At 71.4% G+C, this 16896-nt stretch carries 15 protein-coding genes; 7 read left to right on the top strand and 8 right to left on the bottom strand.

Annotated elements, in window-relative coordinates; translation table 11 throughout:
- Positions 1-104: 104 nt before the first annotated feature.
- The 6 genes from AC54T1_RS11455 to uxaC all read right to left on the bottom strand — a co-directional run bounded on the left by AC54T1_RS11455 (position 105) and on the right by uxaC (position 6104).
- Positions 105-923, bottom strand: a complete 819-nt coding sequence (locus AC54T1_RS11455; RefSeq protein WP_496912005.1) for a TspO-related membrane protein — start codon at positions 921-923, stop codon at positions 105-107.
- 89 nt (positions 924-1012) lie between these two features.
- Positions 1013-2044 carry a LacI family DNA-binding transcriptional regulator gene (locus AC54T1_RS11450; RefSeq protein ID WP_496912004.1) on the bottom strand — a complete coding sequence of 344 codons (1032 nt, stop codon included), beginning with the start codon at positions 2042-2044 and terminating at the stop codon, positions 1013-1015.
- A gap of 157 nt (positions 2045-2201) precedes the next feature.
- A complete protein-coding gene (locus tag AC54T1_RS11445; RefSeq protein ID WP_496912003.1) occupies positions 2202-2840 on the bottom strand; it encodes a uridine kinase family protein in 639 nt (212 codons plus the stop codon).
- Between the two features lie 37 nt (positions 2841-2877).
- Positions 2878-3270: a TraR/DksA family transcriptional regulator gene (locus AC54T1_RS11440; protein ID WP_496912002.1), complete on the bottom strand. Its 393-nt coding sequence runs from the start codon at positions 3268-3270 to the stop codon at positions 2878-2880.
- Between the two features lie 81 nt (positions 3271-3351).
- Positions 3352-4593 (bottom strand): D-mannonate dehydratase ManD, encoded by a 1242-nt coding sequence (gene manD / locus AC54T1_RS11435; protein ID WP_496912001.1) that lies wholly within the window; start codon positions 4591-4593, stop codon positions 3352-3354.
- A 50-nt stretch (positions 4594-4643) separates the two neighbouring features.
- Positions 4644-6104, bottom strand: a complete 1461-nt coding sequence (uxaC, locus tag AC54T1_RS11430) for a glucuronate isomerase (protein WP_496912075.1) — start codon at positions 6102-6104, stop codon at positions 4644-4646.
- 212 nt (positions 6105-6316) lie between these two features.
- On the opposite strand from uxaC, the gene AC54T1_RS11425 reads away from it, so the two are divergent.
- The 7 genes from AC54T1_RS11425 to AC54T1_RS11395 all read left to right on the top strand — a co-directional run bounded on the left by AC54T1_RS11425 (position 6317) and on the right by AC54T1_RS11395 (position 14388).
- Entirely contained in the window at positions 6317-7366 is a 1050-nt protein-coding gene (locus tag AC54T1_RS11425) for a LacI family DNA-binding transcriptional regulator (protein ID WP_484345501.1), read from the top strand.
- 10 nt (positions 7367-7376) lie between these two features.
- The gene (locus AC54T1_RS11420; RefSeq protein ID WP_496912000.1) at positions 7377-8972 is read left to right on the top strand and encodes a mannitol dehydrogenase family protein; all 1596 of its coding nucleotides are present in this window, start codon (positions 7377-7379) and stop codon (positions 8970-8972) included.
- Between the two features lie 103 nt (positions 8973-9075).
- Entirely contained in the window at positions 9076-10374 is a 1299-nt protein-coding gene (locus tag AC54T1_RS11415) for an extracellular solute-binding protein (RefSeq protein ID WP_496911999.1), read from the top strand.
- Between the two features lie 158 nt (positions 10375-10532).
- On the top strand, positions 10533-11555 hold the full coding sequence (locus AC54T1_RS11410) for a siderophore ABC transporter substrate-binding protein (RefSeq protein WP_484345504.1): 1023 nt from the start codon (positions 10533-10535) through the stop codon (positions 11553-11555).
- Between the two features lie 7 nt (positions 11556-11562).
- Positions 11563-12567 carry an ABC transporter permease gene (locus AC54T1_RS11405; RefSeq protein ID WP_484345505.1) on the top strand — a complete coding sequence of 335 codons (1005 nt, stop codon included), beginning with the start codon at positions 11563-11565 and terminating at the stop codon, positions 12565-12567.
- Positions 12557-13633 (top strand): iron chelate uptake ABC transporter family permease subunit, encoded by a 1077-nt coding sequence (locus tag AC54T1_RS11400; RefSeq protein WP_496911998.1) that lies wholly within the window; start codon positions 12557-12559, stop codon positions 13631-13633. Before AC54T1_RS11405 ends, AC54T1_RS11400 begins: the two co-directional genes overlap by 11 nt.
- Positions 13630-14388 carry an iron ABC transporter ATP-binding protein gene (locus AC54T1_RS11395; RefSeq protein ID WP_496911997.1) on the top strand — a complete coding sequence of 253 codons (759 nt, stop codon included), beginning with the start codon at positions 13630-13632 and terminating at the stop codon, positions 14386-14388. The genes AC54T1_RS11400 and AC54T1_RS11395 overlap by 4 nt, the downstream gene beginning before the upstream one ends.
- Before the next feature lie 29 nt (positions 14389-14417).
- Here the strand turns inward: AC54T1_RS11395 and AC54T1_RS11390 are convergent, their stop codons facing one another.
- Both AC54T1_RS11390 and AC54T1_RS11385 read right to left on the bottom strand, forming a co-directional pair.
- Positions 14418-14960 (bottom strand): DUF4287 domain-containing protein, encoded by a 543-nt coding sequence (locus tag AC54T1_RS11390; protein ID WP_496911996.1) that lies wholly within the window; start codon positions 14958-14960, stop codon positions 14418-14420.
- Positions 14961-15058: 98 nt separating this feature from the next.
- Positions 15059-16798 carry a cation:proton antiporter gene (locus AC54T1_RS11385; RefSeq protein WP_496911995.1) on the bottom strand — a complete coding sequence of 580 codons (1740 nt, stop codon included), beginning with the start codon at positions 16796-16798 and terminating at the stop codon, positions 15059-15061.
- Between the last annotated feature and the right edge of the window lie 98 nt (positions 16799-16896).

The raw sequence follows: 16896 nt of genomic DNA, 5'->3' as shown, positions 1-16896 counted from the left end.
TGCTCTGGTGCGGGGCCGTTCTGTGTCGTGCGGGGCCATTGTGTCGCGCGTCCTGCGGGCGGCCGTGCTGCACCTGCGTGCCAGGCCCACCCGGCCGCTGGGCGTCAGGCGGTGGTGGCCGCGACCGCCCCGGGGCGTGCCGTCCTGCGACCGCGCACGAGCCGGACGACGACCGCAGACACGAGCGTCACCGCCGCGGCGATCCCCGCCGCCACCGCCACCGGGGTGTTCTCCAGATCGCCCGTGGCGCGAGCGATCGCGACCCACGTCAAGCCCCACGCCAGCGCGACGGCGATGGACAGGCGCCCGTGCGTCGCCACGGCGTACGCCACCCCGATGACCGCGGCAGCCCCGAGCAGCACGACGGACCATCCGGTCGCGCCCAGGAGCAGGTCGCCCACGTCCGCCGCCTTGAGCGTCGCCGCGACGTTCGCGATCGTCGCGATCGTCACCCACCCCAGGTACAGCCCGAACGTCCCGTCGACGAGCACCACCTCGACCTTCGACGACGCCCGCGTGCGCAGGCACACGAGGAGGATGAGGACGAGGACGACGAGCAGGGAGAGGATCGTCAGGACGCTCAACCACAGGATCTCCGCCTGGACCGTGAGGATCCACGCCGCGTTGAGGATGAGCGACGCGACCGCCAACCACCCCAGCTCCCGCTGCCGCGCGTTCGTCCGCTGCGCGGGGAGGGCCTGCCACACGGCGTACCCAAGGAGCCCCGCATAGATGACGGACCAGATCGAGAACGCCGTCGATCCCGGTGCGACCGGGGTGGCCGTCGCAGACAGAGCGCCGTCAGCGGCCTCGGCGATCGGTGTGCCGCCGAAGGCGCCGGAGCCGATCGTGGCGCCCACGATGGCGAGCACCGCGAGGACGAGAACACCGATCTGACGGGTGAGGTCTGAGGATTGCTTCATTTCCCGAGCCTCCCACGGACCGATCTGCCCGGCACGTCGCACGTCGGCCCTCGTCGTGGGAGCACCTGATGGCGCTGGCGCGCGGGTCGTCAGATCGTGCTGGCGGGCGCCGTGGAGTCACGGACGACGAGGCGGGCGGGAACCTGGCGCACCTGCGCGGACGCGTCCGGCTCCGCCATCCGTCGCATGAGCAGGTCCACGGCGTCCTGCCCCAGCTCGTCGGAGCGGGCGCGGATGGTCGTCAGCGCCGGCCGGGCGAACCCGGCGGGCAGGGAGTCGTCGCATCCCACGACGCTCAGCCGGGTCGGCACTGCGACGCCCAGGTCGATGCTCCCGGTCATCACGCCCAGGGCCATGAGGTCGTCGTAGCAGATGACGGCTCGGAACCCCTGGGCGAGGACGTCCGCGGCGAGGTCCCGCCCGACGCTGAACGAGGGCTGGTGCGGGCCCCAGACGGCGAGGGTGGTGCCGCTCCGCGCGGCGGCAGCCCGGGCAGCGGTCTCCTTCGCGCGCCCCGACCAGGACGTCTCCGGGCCGCCGAGGTAGAGGATGCGGTCGTGGCCGAGCGCGACGAGGTGGTGCACTGCGTCGGCGAATGCGGGGGCGATGTCGATGAGCGCGCAGTCCATGCCCGTGACGAGGCGGTTCGCGAGAACCACCGGTACCCGGGCGCTCAACGCCAGCAGCACGTCGTCCGGCATGCGGCTCGAGACGAGGACCAGACCGTCGGTCTGGCTCGTCATCCGGCGTGTGATGCGCTCCTCGGCGTCCGGGTCCTGTCGGCTGTCCCCGATGAGCACGCTGTTGTCCCGCTGCTGCGCGGCCGACTCGATCGAGGCGAGAAGAGGCGTGTAGAAGGGGTTGGTCACGTCCGGGAGGATGATGCCGAGGTTGGAGGTCCGGCCTGTGACGAGCCCACGAGCCGTGCGGGACGGGCTGTACCCGAGGGTCCGTGCTGCCTCGTGGACGCGCACGAGCGTCTCGGCGAGGACACGCTCGCCCCCGTTGAAGCACCGGGAGACGGTCGCGATGGAGACGCCTGACGCGGCTGCCACGTCCCTGATGGTCACGGTCGCGCGTTCCCGGCGGCGCCCGCGGGAGATGCTGTCGGTCGTCACCATGAGATCCACCTCCTGTCGCCGTGCACTCACGGGGCTCGCGAGGTTTGTCGAACTTGCCCCAGTTCAGAGTGTGAGGCCAGGGCAGGCGTCACCGCTAGAGGCCACGGCCCACGAAGATGTGAGCGTGTCGGTCCTCTCGCGCGGCGCCGAGGAGGGGTCAGCGTCGGGCGAGCGACCGGATGTGCGCTTCCGCCTGTGCGACGGGCAGCGGACGGCACCCTTGCTCGACCCAGTGCGCGATGGACCGCGGCTCGTCGCGCAGGAGGCCCCAGCCCCGGCGGACGAGGGTGAGCGGGGGCTTGCGTCCCTCGCCGAGGTCACGCAGCAGACGGAACCAGAAGGTCACGAGCCGTGGACGGGTCACGCAGAGAGCGTCCGCGAGGATCCCCTCGGCGCGGCACGCATCGATGAGCTCAGCGGCGAAGATGCCCTCGGCGACGAGGAGCGTGGCGCCGGTGACGTCGGCGTGGGTCGTCCCGGTGCGGCGTGAGGTCGGGATGTCGTAGAGGGGCAGGTCGGCGCGGCCGGTCGTGCACAGCTCGACGAGTGCCCGGAGTGCGCCCTCGGAGTCCCAGCTGGTCGGCGAGTCCCAGTCGGCGATGCCGAAGCGACGCGGGAGGTCGGGGTGGTCGGCGTCGAGGTAGAAGTCGTCGAGCTGGACCGACGGCAGGCCGAGGCGGCGCGCGAGGCTCGACTTGCCGGAGCCCGAGGGCCCCGTGAGGAGCACGACGCGAGCACCCGGCTGCCGGGCGCCGGCCGGGAGGTCGAACAGGCCGTGGGAGTCGGGGTGTGTCACGCAACCATTGTCCCAGGCGCGCGCCGAGCTCCCGCCGTCACGGCCTCGTCGCTGCAGCCCGCGCGCAGTCGATGCACAGGTCGGCAGCCGGGCGTGCGTCGAGCCGCTCGGGGGAGATCGCGCGGCCGCACGAGCGGCACATGCCGTAGGTGCCGTCGTCGAGGCCCTCGAGCGCGACGTCGACCTCCGCGATCCTCGCCTCGATCTCTGCCCGGATGCCCGTGAGGTGGGACCACTGGGCCGATGTCGTGCCGCCCTCCGGGTCGTGCTCGTCGTCGTCCGACTGCCCGGAACGTGCGTCGCGCACCTCGGCGAGGTTGCTCAGCACCCGCCGGTGGTCCTCCTCGAGCGCAGCGCGCCGCCCCTCGAGCGCAGCGCGCCGCCCCTCGAGCGCAGCACGCCGCTCCTCGATAGCAGCGCGTCGACTCATCTGCCCATCGTCACACGGCCTGCCGGGACGAGCCGTCCCGGCAGGCGGGGAAGGGACCCCGCCCGCCGGCACGACGGGGACTCACCAGTCGTGGACCGTGCCGTCGACGAGGCGGTTGATGGGCAGGTACGCCGGGGTGTACTCGAACTTCGCGGCCGCCTCCTCGTCGAGGTCGACGCCGAGACCGGGGGTCTCGCCCGGGTGCAGCAGGCCGTCGGTGAACGTGTAGGAGGTGTGGAACACCTCGAGCGTCTGCGCGGAGTGCTGCATGTACTCCTGGATGCCGAAGTTGTGGATCGCGAGGTCGATGTGCAGCGCGGCGGCCATGCCCACGGGGGAGATGTCCGTCGGCCCGTGCATGCCGGACTTCACGCCGTACATGCCTGCGAAGTCGAGGAGCTTCTTCATGGCGGTCACACCACCCGTGTGGGTCACCGCGGAGCGCACGTAGTCGATGAGGCGCTCGGGCAGCAGCGTCGCGTAGTCGTACGTGGTGTTGAACACCTCGCCGATCGCCAGCGGCGTCGTCGTGTGCTGGCGGACGAGCCGCAGCGCCGTCTGGTCCTCACCCGGTGTGCAGTCCTCGAGCCAGAAGAGGTCGTACGGCTCGAGGGACTTGCCGAGCTTGGCCGCCTGGATCGGCGTCATGCGGTGGTGCCCGTCGTGCAGGAGCGGCAGCTCCGGGCCGAACTCGTTGCGCACGGCCTCGAACACGGTGGGGATGTGCCGCAGGTAGGCGCGGGTGTCCCACACCTCCTCGACGGGGGTCGGTCGGCCGTCGAGGAGGTTGCGCTTCGCCGGCTCGTAGTCGTAGCGCTCGCCCGCGCTCTGGTCCGAGCCGACGCCGTAGATCTGACCGAGCCCGGGCACGCCGGTCTGGATGCGGATCGCCTTGAAGCCGAGCTCGAGGTGGTTGCGGACGGAGTCGAACAGGGCCGGGAGCGACGAGCCGGACGCGTGCCCGTAGGCGAGCGCGCCGACGCGGGACGCGCCGCCGAGCAGCTGGTACAGCGGCATGCCCGCGGCCTTGGCCTTGATGTCCCACAGCGCCATGTCCACGGCCGCGACGGCCGCCATCGTCACCGGGCCGCGGCGCCAGTACGCACCGCGGTACAGCAGCTGCCAGGTGTCCTCGATGTTGCGTGCGTCGCGCCCGATGAGCATGGGGACGATGTGGTCGGTGAGGTAGCTCGCGACGGACATCTCGCGCCCGTTGACTGTTGCGTCCCCGAGCCCCACGATCCCGTCTGACGTCGTGATCTTCAGGGTGACGAAGTTGCGTCCGGGGCAGGTGATGACGACGACGGCATCGGTGATGATCACGGTCACTCCAGGGTGCGGGGGGCGGGTGCGCCTGCCGGCGCGGGCGGAGCTCAGGGCTGGGGGTAGCTCTCGAGCGGCAGGGTGTGGGCGAGGTCGACGGCGGTCTCGACGGCCTCGTCGAGGTCGAGGCGGTGCTCGACGACGAGCCGCGCGAGGTAGCCGGCGTCGATGCGTCGCGCGAGGTCGTGCCGTGCGGGGATGGACGCGAAGGCGCGGGTGTCGTCGACGAATCCCGACGTGTTGTAGAACCCCGCGGTCTCCGTCGCGGCCTCGCGGAAGCGGCGCATGCCGTCGGGGGAGTCGAGGAACCACCAGGGTGCCCCCAGCCGCATGGCGGGGTAGACCCCCGCGAGGGGGGCGAGCTCCCGGGAGTACGCGGTCTCGTCGATGGTGAAGACGATGAACCGGAAGCGCGGGTGGTGGCCGAACGCCTCGAGCAGGGGACGCAGGGCGCGCGTGTACTCGACCGCGACGGGGATGTCGTACCCCATGTCCGCGCCGAACGTCGCGTGGACGCCGCGGTCGTGGTTGCGCTGGACGCCCGGGTGGAGCTGCATGACGAGGCCGTCCTCGGCCGACATCGCGGCCATCTGGAAGAGCATGTGGCCGCTGAACGCCTGCGCCTCGGCTGCGCTCACCGGGCCGCCGCGGAGCGCGGTGTCGAAGATGCGCGCGGCCTGCGCGTGCGGCAACGGCGTGGTGTCCGCCGAGAAGTGGCCGTGGTCCGTCGCGCGGGCACCCGCCGCGATGAAGGCGCGGCGGCGGTCGCGCAGGGCCTCGAGGTAGGCGTCGTACGTGCCGACCTCCATGCCAGCAGCGGCGGCGAGCCGCGCGACGTCGTGCGTCCAGCCCGGGCCGTCGAGGTGCAGCAACGGGTCCGGGCGGAACGTCGGGACGACGCGCTCTCCCCAGCCGGTCTCGGCCAGGTGCGCGTGGTGCTCGAGCGGGCTCCACGCGGGGTCCGTCGTCGCGAGGATCTCGATGCCGAAGCGGTCCATGAGCGCGCGCGGGCGGAACTCCTCCGACGCGAGGGCTGCGGACAGCTGGTCGTAGATCGCGTCGGCGGTGGCGGCCGAGGGCCGCTGCGTGATGCCGAAGACCTCGACGAGCTCGTGCTCCATCCAGTAGCGCGTCGGTGTCCCGCGGAAGAGCTTCCAGCTCTCGCAGAAGCGCCGCCAGACCGCTCGGTGGTCGGTCTCGTGAACCAGTGTGCTGCTGGGCGTCGTCGGGGCGATGCCCAGCTGGTCGAGGGAGGCGCCCTGGGAGACGAGCATCCGCACGAGGTAGTGGTCCGGGATGACGAGCATCTCGGCGGGGTCGCCGAACGGGGTGTCCTCGGCCAGCAGCCGGGCCTCGACGTGACCGTGCATCGAGATGATGGGCAACGTCCGCGTCGCCGCGTAGATCTCGCGGGCGACGGAGCGGGTGGCGGGCTCGGCAGGCAGTGCGCGGTCCTCGTGGAGGGTCCACGGCGCCCCGGTCACGGCCCCGTCGTCGGTGCCGACGGCCACGGTCGGGGCAGAGCGCTGTGCAGCCAAGTTCGCCTCCTCGTTGAAACGTCACTGCGATCGTTTGCAGTCCATCGTGCCCGGTCACAGGGCGAGAAGCAACAAACGCCGCGGCTGCGCTCGGTGCGGTGGGACGAACTTGACGGACAAAACAATCGTTTGCAGACTGTCCACCGACGCAGAGCGGCGTCTTCGGTCTGTGGAGGAGGTGGGGCGTGGCGACCGTCCGTGACGTCGCAGTCCGAGCCGGGGTCTCCATCTCCACCGTATCGCGCGCACTGTCCGCCCCCGGGATGGTCTCCGACGCCACGCGCGAGCGCGTGCTCGCCGCCGCCAAGGAGCTCGACTACCGCCCCAACGCGGCCGCTCGCGGCCTGCGCGTGGGACGGACAAACAACATCGGGCTGCTCATCCCCGACCTCGAGAACCCCTTCTTCGCCTCCGTCACCAAGGGCGTCCAGAGCCGGGCCCGGGCGGCCGGGTACGCGGTGTTCGTCGCGGACTCCGACGAGGACGCCGCGCAGGAGCTCGAGCTCGTCGCGAGTCTCGCGGCACAGGTCGACGGCATCATCCTCGCGTCGCCCCGCGCGGCCGACGCGGACGTCATCGAGGCCGTCGGGGGACGCACCGCGGTACTGCTCAACCGTGAGGTCGACGGTGTGCCCTCGGTGACGGTCGACAACGCGGACGGCATGCAGCAGGTCGTCAGCCACCTGCGGGCCCTCGGGCACCGGTCGATCGGGTATGCCAGCGGGCCGGCGCAGTCGTGGTCGGGGGAGCAGCGGCGCATCGCCGCGCTGAGCGTCGCCCAGCAGTTCCCCGACGTCACGGTCGTCGACCTCGGCCACTTCCGGCCCTACTTCTCCGGCGGCTACCCCGCCGCCGACCTCGCGCTCGCCGCGGACATCACCGCCGTCGTGGCGTACAACGACCTCATGGCCCTGGGCATCGTCGACCGGTTGCGCCAACGCGGCGTCGACGTCCCCGGCGAGATGTCCGTCGTCGGGTTCGACGACGTCTCCGTCGCGACGCTCGTCTCCCCGGCGCTCACCACCGTCCACATCCCGCAGGCCGGCCTCGGGCGCTACGGGGTCGACCTCATCGTCGCCCACCTCGCCAGCACGAACGAGCCCTCGTCGGGGGCATCCGCGCAGCCCACCGCGACAGCTCCCCTGCCGGAGCACACCCAGCTCGGGGTGGAGCTCATCATCCGTGCCTCCACCTCGGTTCCCTCCCGCGCGTCGACCGGGGCCACGAGCTCCTGAGAGGACTGAAGTGAGTACAGAGCAGGAGTCCGGCGGCACCGTCGTGGCGACCGGGCCGCGGCTCTCGCTCGCCACGCTCGAGCGCGCGGCGTGCCTCGACGGACCCGTCGAGGGCCCCCGGGTCGACCCCGCCGCGGTGAGCATCGGGATCGTCCACCTGGGGCTCGGGGCGTTCCACCGTGCGCACCAGGCCGTGCTCACGGAGGACGCCGCAGCAGCCACGGGCGAGACCTGCTGGGGGATCCTCGGCGTCACGCAGCGCTCCCGCTCCGTCGTCGAGCAGCTCGCCCCGCAGGACGGCCTCTACGGCGTGCTCACCGCCGGTCGGGACTCGTCCTCGCTGCGGATCATCGGCTCGGTGCGGGACGTCGCGTTCCCCGGGGAGGACACCGAGCGTGTCCTCGCGGCGCTCGCAGCGCCGACGACCCACGTCGTCACGCTCACCGTGACGGAGAAGGGGTACCGGGCAGGGCCCGACGGCTCGCTCGACCTGCAGGACCCGGACGTCGCCGCCGACGTCGCGGCGCTCGCCGCCGAGATCGGCAACCCGGGGGCCACTGCCGCACCAGCGCGCTCGCCGATCGGGCTCCTCGTGCGCGGTCTCGTGCGTCGCGCCGCCACGTCCGCCGCCCCGATCACCGTGCTGACGTGCGACAACATGGTCGACAACGGGCGGGTCGTGGAACGGCTCGTGGGCGACCTGCTCGGCGCCGCTCTTGCGGCATGCGGTGGCGCCGGCCCAGCGGACCCCGTGGTCCATGAGGGCCCCGCGGTGTCCCTGCGGGACTGGCTCGCGCAGTCGGTGACGTTCCCCAGCACCATGGTCGACCGGATCGTGCCCGCCACCACGCAGGAGCACCGCGCACGGGCGCAGGAGGTGTCGGGCGTGCGCGACGAGGGGCTCGTCGTCGCCGAGCCGTTCGTCCAGTGGGTCATCGAGGACCGGTTCGCAGGTCCCCGTCCCGCGTGGGAGCGTGCCGGAGCCACGCTCACCGCAGACGTCGGGCCCTACGAGCAGGCCAAGCTCCGGATGCTCAACGCGACGCACTCCCTGCTCGCCTACCTCGGCGCCCTGCGGGGCCACCGGCTCATCGCCGAGGCGATGGACGATCCCGAGATCGCAGCTGCGGCACGTGCCCTGCTCATCGAGGACGTCATCCCGACCCTCGTCGCGCCCCCCGGCGTCGACCTCGGCCAGTACGCGGAGTCGCTCCTCGAACGGTTCGCCAACCCCGCGACAGGGCACACCACCGCGCAGGTCGCGATGGACGGCTCGAAGAAGCTGCCGTTCCGGTTGTTCCCGACGCTCCGGGACCGGCTCGCCGCCGGGGCGCAGCCGCGCGCCGGAGCGTTCGTCGTGGCGGTGTGGATCGTGTTCGTCGCCCGAGGGACGACCTTCACGGGCGCGCCGCTGCCGCTGGACGACCCCGCGGCGCAGACGCTGCGTGCTGCCGCGCAGGGACCGGACGGCGACCTCGCCGGTCGGATGCTCGCCGTGCGGGAGGTCTTCGATCCCGCGCTCGCCGAGCACGAGGTGTTCCGGGCGCTCGTCGAGCAGCACGTCGAAGATCTGCTGCTGCGTTTCGCCGGAGGCCCGACTGGGTGAAGAGTCGGGTTAACGCTGTGGAAAACGATTGACAGGCGCTCCGCGCGGCAGGAGGCTGGCCCGGATTCCCCACTCGCCATGTCAGAGCCGACAGGACGCACCGATGAAGAACCGAACCGCACTCCGAGCCGTCGCCGTCACCATGAGCGCCCTGCTCGTCGCCGCATGCTCCAGCGGGTCCGCCGAGGACGACGTCCCCGCTCTCGAGCCGCAGACGATCACCTGGTGGCACAACTCCAACCAGGACCCCGGCAACATCTACTACGAGACCGTGGCCACGGCGTTCGAGAACGAGAACCCGGGCGTCACCATCGAGATCACGGCCCTGCAGCACCAGGACATGCTCTCCCTGCTCGAGGCGGGCTTCGCGGGCAACGGACCGATGCCCGACGTCTTCATGGAGCGTGGCGGCGGCGAGCTCGCCGACCACGTCGCCGCGGGAGTGATCCAGGACATCACCCAGAGCACCGCCGAGGCGGCCGCGAAGATCGGTGACGTCCGGCTCGCCGGCTGGCAGCTCGACGGCTCGACCTACGCCCTGCCGTTCACGCTCGGGGTCGTCGGGTTCTGGTACAACAAGGCGCTGTTCGCACAGGCCGGCATCGAGGGCACCCCCGCGACGATGGAGGAGTTCTACGGTGCCATCGACAAGCTCCGGAGCGCGGGGATCACGCCGCTCTCGGTCGGTGCGGGGGACAAGTGGCCCGCCGCCCACTACTGGTACACGTTCGCCCTGCGGACCTGCTCGCAGGACGTCCTCGAGAACCTCGCGTCCTCGAAGGACTTCTCCGACCCGTGCTTCCTCCAGGCCGGGCAGGAGCTGGAGAAGCTCATCGCCGCCGAACCGTTCAACGAGGGATTCCTCACGACGGGCGCGCAGGAGGGCGCGACGAGCGCCTCCGGCCTCATCGCGAACCGCCAGGTCGCGATGGAGCTCGCCGGGCACTACGAGTCCGGCGTCATGCAGGGTCTCACCGAGGACCGCCAGGGACTCGGCGAGGACGCCGGGTGGTTCAGCTTCCCAGCAGTGGCAGGCGGGCAGGGGGACCCGACGGCGCAGCTCGGTGGCGGCGACGCATGGGCGTGCAGTACTGACGCGCCGCCGGCCTGTGCTGACTTCATCTCCTACCTCGTCTCGGACAAGGTGCAGCAGGGCTTCGCGGAGGAAGGCATGGGACTGCCCACCAACCCGGCGGCCGTCGCATCCGTCGGTGACGCTGCGCTCGCGGTGCTCGTCGGACAGCGTGACTCCGCGCCCTACGTCCAGCTCTACCTCGACACCCAGCTCGGCGCGACCATCGGAAGTGCGTTGAATGACGCGATCGCCCTGATGTTCGCCGGCCAGGCAACACCGCAGGACATCGTGGACGCGACGCAGGCAGCGGCGAACGCCGCGGGCTGACGCCCACAGCTGCTCGGGCCCGGCACCGGATCGTTCGGTGCCGGGCCCGACTGCGTTCACCGGCCATGCGGGGAGAGGGCGAAGTTAGGCTAGGCTTCGTTTCCTAAGGCCGTCCTTATCGACGTCCTGGATCCCTTTCCCAGAAGCTGGAGCCCTGCATGCGCGCGTCCCGTCTCCTCCCCGCTACGACCATCAGCACCGCGCTCGTCGCGGCGCTCGTCCTCGCCGGCTGCTCCTCGAGCGACGACGCCGTCGCGTCTGCCGGCACCGACGACGCGCCCGAGACGATCACCGTCGAGTTCGAGCGCAACACCGCCAAGGAGGGCGAGGAGCCCGCCGTCGTCACCGAGTCCGTCGAGGTGCCCTACCGCCCGGAGAACGTCGTCGTGCTCGACATGGCGAGCTTCGACACCCTCGGTGCACTGGGCGTCGAGGTGTCCGGGACGGCGCTCGACGCCGTCCCGGACTACCTCCAGGAGTACGTCACCGAGGACATGGTCAACGCGGGCTCGCTCTTCGAGCCCGACCTCGTCGCCATCGAGGCATCGGCGCCCGACCTCATCATCGTCGCCAACCGCTCCGCAGCGGCCTACGACGACCTCGCCGAGATCGCGCCGACGATCGACCTCACGCTCGGCTGGAACTCCTTCCTCGACGACTTCGAGCAGAACGTCACCGTCCTCGGCGAGATCTTCGGCAAGCAGGACGAGGCAGCCGAGGCGTGGACCGGCGTCGAGAAGAGCATCGAGGAGGCGTCGGCGATCGCGGCCGAGGCCGGGAACGGTCTCGTCGTCCAGGTCTCCGGTGGTGACGTGAGCGCGTACGGCCCGTCCGCCGGGGCCGAGGGGCGCGCCGCCCGGTTCGCGATGGTCTACGACGTCTTCGGCCTCGAGCCGGCCGTCGAGGACGTCGCCTCCGCGACGCACGGCGAGCCCGTCTCCTTCGAGTTCCTCCTCGAGCACGACCCCGACTGGCTGCTCGTCGTCGACCGCGAGGCCGTGGCCGGGGACGGCTCCGGCCAGTCCGCCCAGCAGGTGCTCGACAACGAGATCATGCACCGGACCACCGCCTGGCAGGAAGACCAGATCGTCTACCTCGACCCCTCCGCCTGGTACATCGTCATGAGCGGGATCAGCACCGTCGACCGGATGGTCGACGACATCAGCTCGCTCGTTCCCTGACCCACGGGTGACCGCTGTCCTCACGGCACCGACCCCCACCCTGCGCACCCCGCGGGTGGGGGTCCTCGTGCTGCCCGCGCTGCTCGTGCTCGTCGTGGCGAGCACGTTCATCGGCGTGGCCGACGTCTCCCCGGCGAGCCTCCTCACCGGCGGTGCCGACGGACAGGCCGCATTCCTCCTCATGGCGAGCCGCGTCCCCCGCACGCTCGCCGTCGTCCTCGCAGGAGCATCCCTCGGCATCGCCGGGCTCCTCATGCAGATGCTCGTCCGCAACCGCTTCGTCGAGCCCGGGACGACCGGCACGACGGAGTTCGCGATGCTCGGCGTCCTCGTCACCCTGCTCCTGTGGCCCGGCATGCCCCAGCTGGGCAAGATGGCGTTCGCCGCGCTGTTCGCCCTCGTGGGGACCGGGGTCTTCCTCGCGGTCCTGCGCCGCATCCCGTCCCGTCAGCTCGTCCTCGTGCCCCTCGTCGGGATCATGCTCGGCGGAGTCGTGGGCGCGTTCACGACGTTCTTCGCCTACCGGTACGACCTCCTCCAGGCGCTCGGCACCTGGTCGCAGGGTGAGTTCTCCGGGGTGATGCAGGGACGGTACGAGTTCCTGTGGATCGCTGCCGCGATGACGGTCGTCGCCTGGTTCGCCGCGGACCGGTTCAGCGTCGTCGGGCTCGGCGAGGTGTTCGCGACGAACCTCGGGGTGAGGTACGGGCCGGTCGTCGCCATCGGCATGGTGCTCATCGCCGTCATCACGGCGTCGGTGCTCGTCACCGCCGGGATGGTGCCCTTCCTCGGGCTCGTCGTGCCCAACGTCGTCAGCCTCCTCGTCGGCGACAACATGCGGCGGTCCATCCCGTGGGTCGCGGCGCTCGGCGCCGTGTTCATCCTCGCGTGCGACATCCTCGCCCGGGTCGTGCGGTTCCCGTACGAGATCCCGCTCAACGTCGTCGTCGGGATCATCGGCGGCGCGCTGTTCCTGTGGTTGCTGCTGCGGAAGAGGTCCCGTGCTCACTAGACCCGCACGCGGCACGACGCAGCCCGCGGACCCCTCCGACGAGACCGCTCCCGCGCCCGGCACGGGCGCTCACGCCGGAGCACGCCCCGCCACGGGGCTCGCCCGGCCCGGACCCCGCGTCCCGCCGTGGGCGCGGCTGACCGCGCTCGCGGTGGTCGTCGTGGTGCTCGTCGCCCTGTACCTGCTCACCGACGTCCCCGGGTCGCTCGACTACGCGGTGAAGATCCGGTCCCGCACGGTGCTCGCGATGCTCGTCGTCGCGGCCGCCGTCGGCGCCTCGACCGTCGTGTTCCAGACCATCACGGCCAACCGGATCCTCACGCCGTCGATCATGGGGTTCGACGCGTTCTACGTGCTCGTCCAGACGTTCGTCGTCTTCTTCTTCGGAGCGACCGTCCTCGTACGGGCCGACGAGCTCCTCCTGTGGGGCGTGCAGGTCGTCGTCATGGTCGCGTTCGCCGCGGGGCTCTTCACGTGGATGTTCGCCGGCAAGCGCCGCAGCATCCACCTCATGCTCCTCGTCGGGATCGTCCTGGGGACCTTCTTCCGCAGCCTGTCCTCATGGATGCAGCGGATGATCGACCCGGTCGACTTCCAGGTGCTCCAGGACGCGATGTTCGCGAGCCTCACGCGCCCCGACCGGCAGCTGCTGCTGTTCACCGGGATCATCGTCGCGGCCGCGCTCGTCGCTCTCGTGCCGTTGCTGCGCACCCTCGACGTGCTCAGCCTGGGCGAGCGGGCCGCCGTCGGGCTGGGCGTGCGCTACCGGCGCACCGTCCTCGTGCTCTTCTCGATCGTCTCCGTGATGATCGCCGCCTCGACGGCGCTCGTCGGCCCGATCCTCTTCTTCGGGCTCATCGTCGCGAACCTCGCCTACTCGCTCGCGGGGTCGTTCCGGCACCGGTGGACCCTGCCCATGGCGGTCCTCCTCGGCATGTTCTGCCTGCTCGCGGGGCAGCTCGTCCTCGAGCGGGTGTTCCACCTCGGCACCACGATCAGCGTCGTCATCGAGTTCGCCGGCGGCCTGTTCTTCCTGTTCCTCGTGCTACGGAAGGGGGCGCGATGATCGCGCTCGACGGCGTCACCAAGCGGTACGGGAGCACGACCGTGCTCTCCGACGTGTCGATCGAGCTCGGTGAGGAAGGCGTCACCGCACTCATCGGATCGAACGGGGCGGGCAAGTCCACGCTCTTCTCGATCATCGGTCGCCTGCTGCGGCCCGACGCCGGCAGCATCACCGTGGACGGGCTCGACGTCGCGCGCGCGTCCTCACCGGAGCTCGCCACCCGCCTGGCCGTCCTCCAGCAGGACAACCACATCGCCGCGCGGCTCACCGTCCAGGACCTCGTGGAGTTCGGCCGGTTCCCGCACTCGAAGGGTCGGCTGGGACCCCAGGACCGCGAGGCCATCGAGCGGGCACTCGGCTACCTCGACATGGACGGCCTGCGGCACCGGTTCCTCGACGAGCTCTCGGGCGGTCAGCGCCAACGGGCGTTCGTCGCGATGGTCCTCGCGCAGGACACCCGGTACGTGCTGCTCGACGAACCGCTCAACAACCTCGACCTCCGGCACGCCGTGGAGATCATGCGGCTCCTGCGCCGGATGGCCGACGAGCTCGGCAAGCGCGTCATCGTCGTGCTCCACGACATCAACTTCGCTGCCACCCACGCGGACAGGATCGTGGCCATGCGGGACGGACGTGTCGTCGCCGACGCGTCGGCGGCCGGGATCATGCGACCGGAGGTCCTCGAGGCGGTGTACGACACCCCGGTGGATGTCCGGGAGATCGACGGGCGCGCCGTCGCGCTGTACTACGCCTGATCTCGCGGGCGGGCGCTCGGCAGTCCCGCCTAGAGGCTTGCGAGCCAGTCGCCCCAGAACGTCTTCCAGCGATCGACCTGGTCCTGCGAGGCGAGCTTCTCGTGGGCGACGCTCACCCGGGTCCGGTCGGCCTTCGCGGGATCGATGGAGAACAGGACCGCGGTCCCGTCCGGCAGGCTGAACCTCGGTGACCTCGTCGTCGGGCGGGACCGGAGCTCGAGCGCGAGGCCGGGCAGCAGGGATGCTCGCGTCACGTCGTCGAGCAGCTGCGCGCGGAGCTCCTCCGGAAGCCGCTCGACGATGCGGGACCGGTTCGCGGTGAACGTCCCGTCGACCATCTGACCGGGACGTCGCAGGCCGGTCATCCGCTCGTAGCTCACGGTGACGTTCTGCGCCCACCAGCCCGGGACCCCGTGGGCGTCCTGCACCCAGGCAGCGATCGCCGTGTGCCCGGCGTCGCGGCCCGGGCCCGCGTCGATGAGCGCCACCCACTCGTCCCAGCCGTGGCCCGTGTTCTCGCGCGCCACCGCGTCGCTGTGCTCGGGCTCGGCTGCCCATGGTTGCGAGTTCACCTGATCGTCCTTCCGTCCGGGGGGGCGTCCGGTGACGTCCCACGGGGTCGTGTGCGCGGCAGCTGGAGACGCGCCCGGAGATCTCGACGCTCACGCTGCTAGTGGTGCCCGGGCTCGCCCCGGGCGATCTGCATGAGGCGCGCCTCCTCCATGTCGAGCATGTACTGCACGCGGTCGAGGATGCGTGAGCTGTACGTGCCTGACGCCCGCGCGTCGAGGAACGCGGCCCGCTCCGCCCGCAGGACCATGAGCCGCAGCTGGCGGTGCTGGGCGTGCGGGCGGTCGTCCTCCGTCACCGCTGCGCGTTCCTGGACGGCCTCCGCCAGCATGAGGCTGTCCTCCCGGACACGCTCGACGACGTCGGGGGAGAAGGGTCGGCCGTCGGGCTGTGCGAGGTCCGGGTCGTCGAGGGTGGCGAGGCCCGTCGTCGCGATCTCCTGGTAGACGGTGGCGAGCTGGGCGCGGTCGGCCTCCGAGTCGGACCCGACGACGCCCAGCTTCCGGATGAGCGCGGGGAGCGTGCCGCCCTGGACGAGCAGCGTGACGATCGCGACGACGAATGCCACGAGCACGAGCTCCGCGCGGTAGGGCACGTCCCTGGGGAGGGACTGCGCCGCGGCGAGCGTGACGACGCCGCGCATCCCGGACCACGCGAGCACGGCGCCACCGCGCCAGCCGAGGCCCTCCTGCGTGAGGAACACGGCGTCGGCCCGACGGCGGACGAGGAACCGGCGGGCACGGGCGACGTCCCGCGGCCCGTCCTCGTTGTCGTCGGCCCGTTCCTCGTACTGGTCGAGCCGCTCGAGCGCCTTCTTCAGCCGGGTCCGACGCTCGACGGCCCGGCGCTGGTCGTGGCGCAGCACCGCGATGAGGGGAACGACGAACAGGGCCCGGACGAGAACGAGGAGGCCGGTCACGGCCAGCCCGATGAGCACGGCGCCGGTGAGTGTCAGCTCGTCGCTGCGGACCTGCTCGACGAGGCCCTTGAGCTCGACCCCCATGAGGAGGAACACGCCGTTCTCGAGGAGGAACTGCGCGGTGCGCCAGTTGGTGCGCTCACTGATGCGGTCCTGCGCGCTGAAGACCGCGGCGCTGTGGTGGCCGGTGTAGAGGCCCGCGACGACGACCGCGAGGACACCGGAGGCGTGGAGCTCCTCGGCGGGGATGAAGGCGACGAACGGCACGGCGAAGGAGATGGCGGTGGTGAGCACCGGGTCGTCGAGCCGCGACCGGACCCACACCGTGATGATCCCGACGAGGAGGCCGATGACGATCGCCGCGACGACCGCGAAGAGGAAGTCCCCCGCGACCTCCCACACGGAGACCGCTCCGGCGGTCGCGGCGATCGCGGAGCGCAGCAGCACGAGGGCCGTGGCGTCGTTGACGAGGCCCTCGCCCTCGAGGAGGGTCACGAGGCGTGGCGGGAGACCGAGGCGCTTGCCGATCGCGGTGGCCGCGACCGCGTCGGGCGGGCTGACGACGGCGCCGAGCGCGATGGCCGCCGGCCAGCTGAGGTCCGGGAGCAGCGAGTAGAGGAGTGCGCCGGCGGCGAGCGCCGAGATGAGGACGAGCAGCACGGAGAGGCCTGTGATCGCTTTGATGTTCCGGCGGAAGTCCACGAGGGGGACCGTGACGGCGTTGGAGTAGAGGATCGGTGGGAGGACGACGGTGAGGATGAGCTCCGGTGGGAACTCGAGCACCGGGACCCCGGGCACGAAGCTCCCGAGCACCCCGACGACGACGAGGATGAGCGGCGCCGCGACGCCGAGCCGAGAGGCGAAGGCCGACACCGCGACGACCACGAGGACCCCGATGACCGCCAGCAGCGCGAAGTGCATCTCGCAACCCTAGGCGCGGGTGCGCGATGGCGCGCTGTGCCGTGGCCCGATGTGACCACCACCCATCTGCGCGTCGCTCCGCGCGTGGATCAGGGCTG

Source organism: Sanguibacter sp. Z41_6, from assembly GCF_059621145.1.
Note: the sequence above shows the minus strand (reverse complement) of the source record. Positions and strands in the feature narration are given on the sequence as shown.

What these genes read in the sequence shown, in the direction of transcription:
- AC54T1_RS11410 (WP_484345504.1), top strand. Translation starts at nt 10,533, where the DNA reads ATGCGCGCGTCCCGTCTCCTCCCCGCTACGACCATCAGCACCGCGCTC.
- AC54T1_RS11440 (WP_496912002.1), bottom strand. Translation starts at nt 3,270, where the DNA reads ATGAGTCGACGCGCTGCTATCGAGGAGCGGCGTGCTGCGCTCGAGGGG.
- AC54T1_RS11455 (WP_496912005.1), bottom strand. Translation starts at nt 923, where the DNA reads ATGAAGCAATCCTCAGACCTCACCCGTCAGATCGGTGTTCTCGTCCTC.
- AC54T1_RS11385 (WP_496911995.1), bottom strand. Translation starts at nt 16,798, where the DNA reads ATGCACTTCGCGCTGCTGGCGGTCATCGGGGTCCTCGTGGTCGTCGCG.
- AC54T1_RS11395 (WP_496911997.1), top strand. Translation starts at nt 13,630, where the DNA reads ATGATCGCGCTCGACGGCGTCACCAAGCGGTACGGGAGCACGACCGTG.
- AC54T1_RS11415 (WP_496911999.1), top strand. Translation starts at nt 9,076, where the DNA reads ATGAAGAACCGAACCGCACTCCGAGCCGTCGCCGTCACCATGAGCGCC.
- AC54T1_RS11450 (WP_496912004.1), bottom strand. Translation starts at nt 2,044, where the DNA reads ATGGTGACGACCGACAGCATCTCCCGCGGGCGCCGCCGGGAACGCGCG.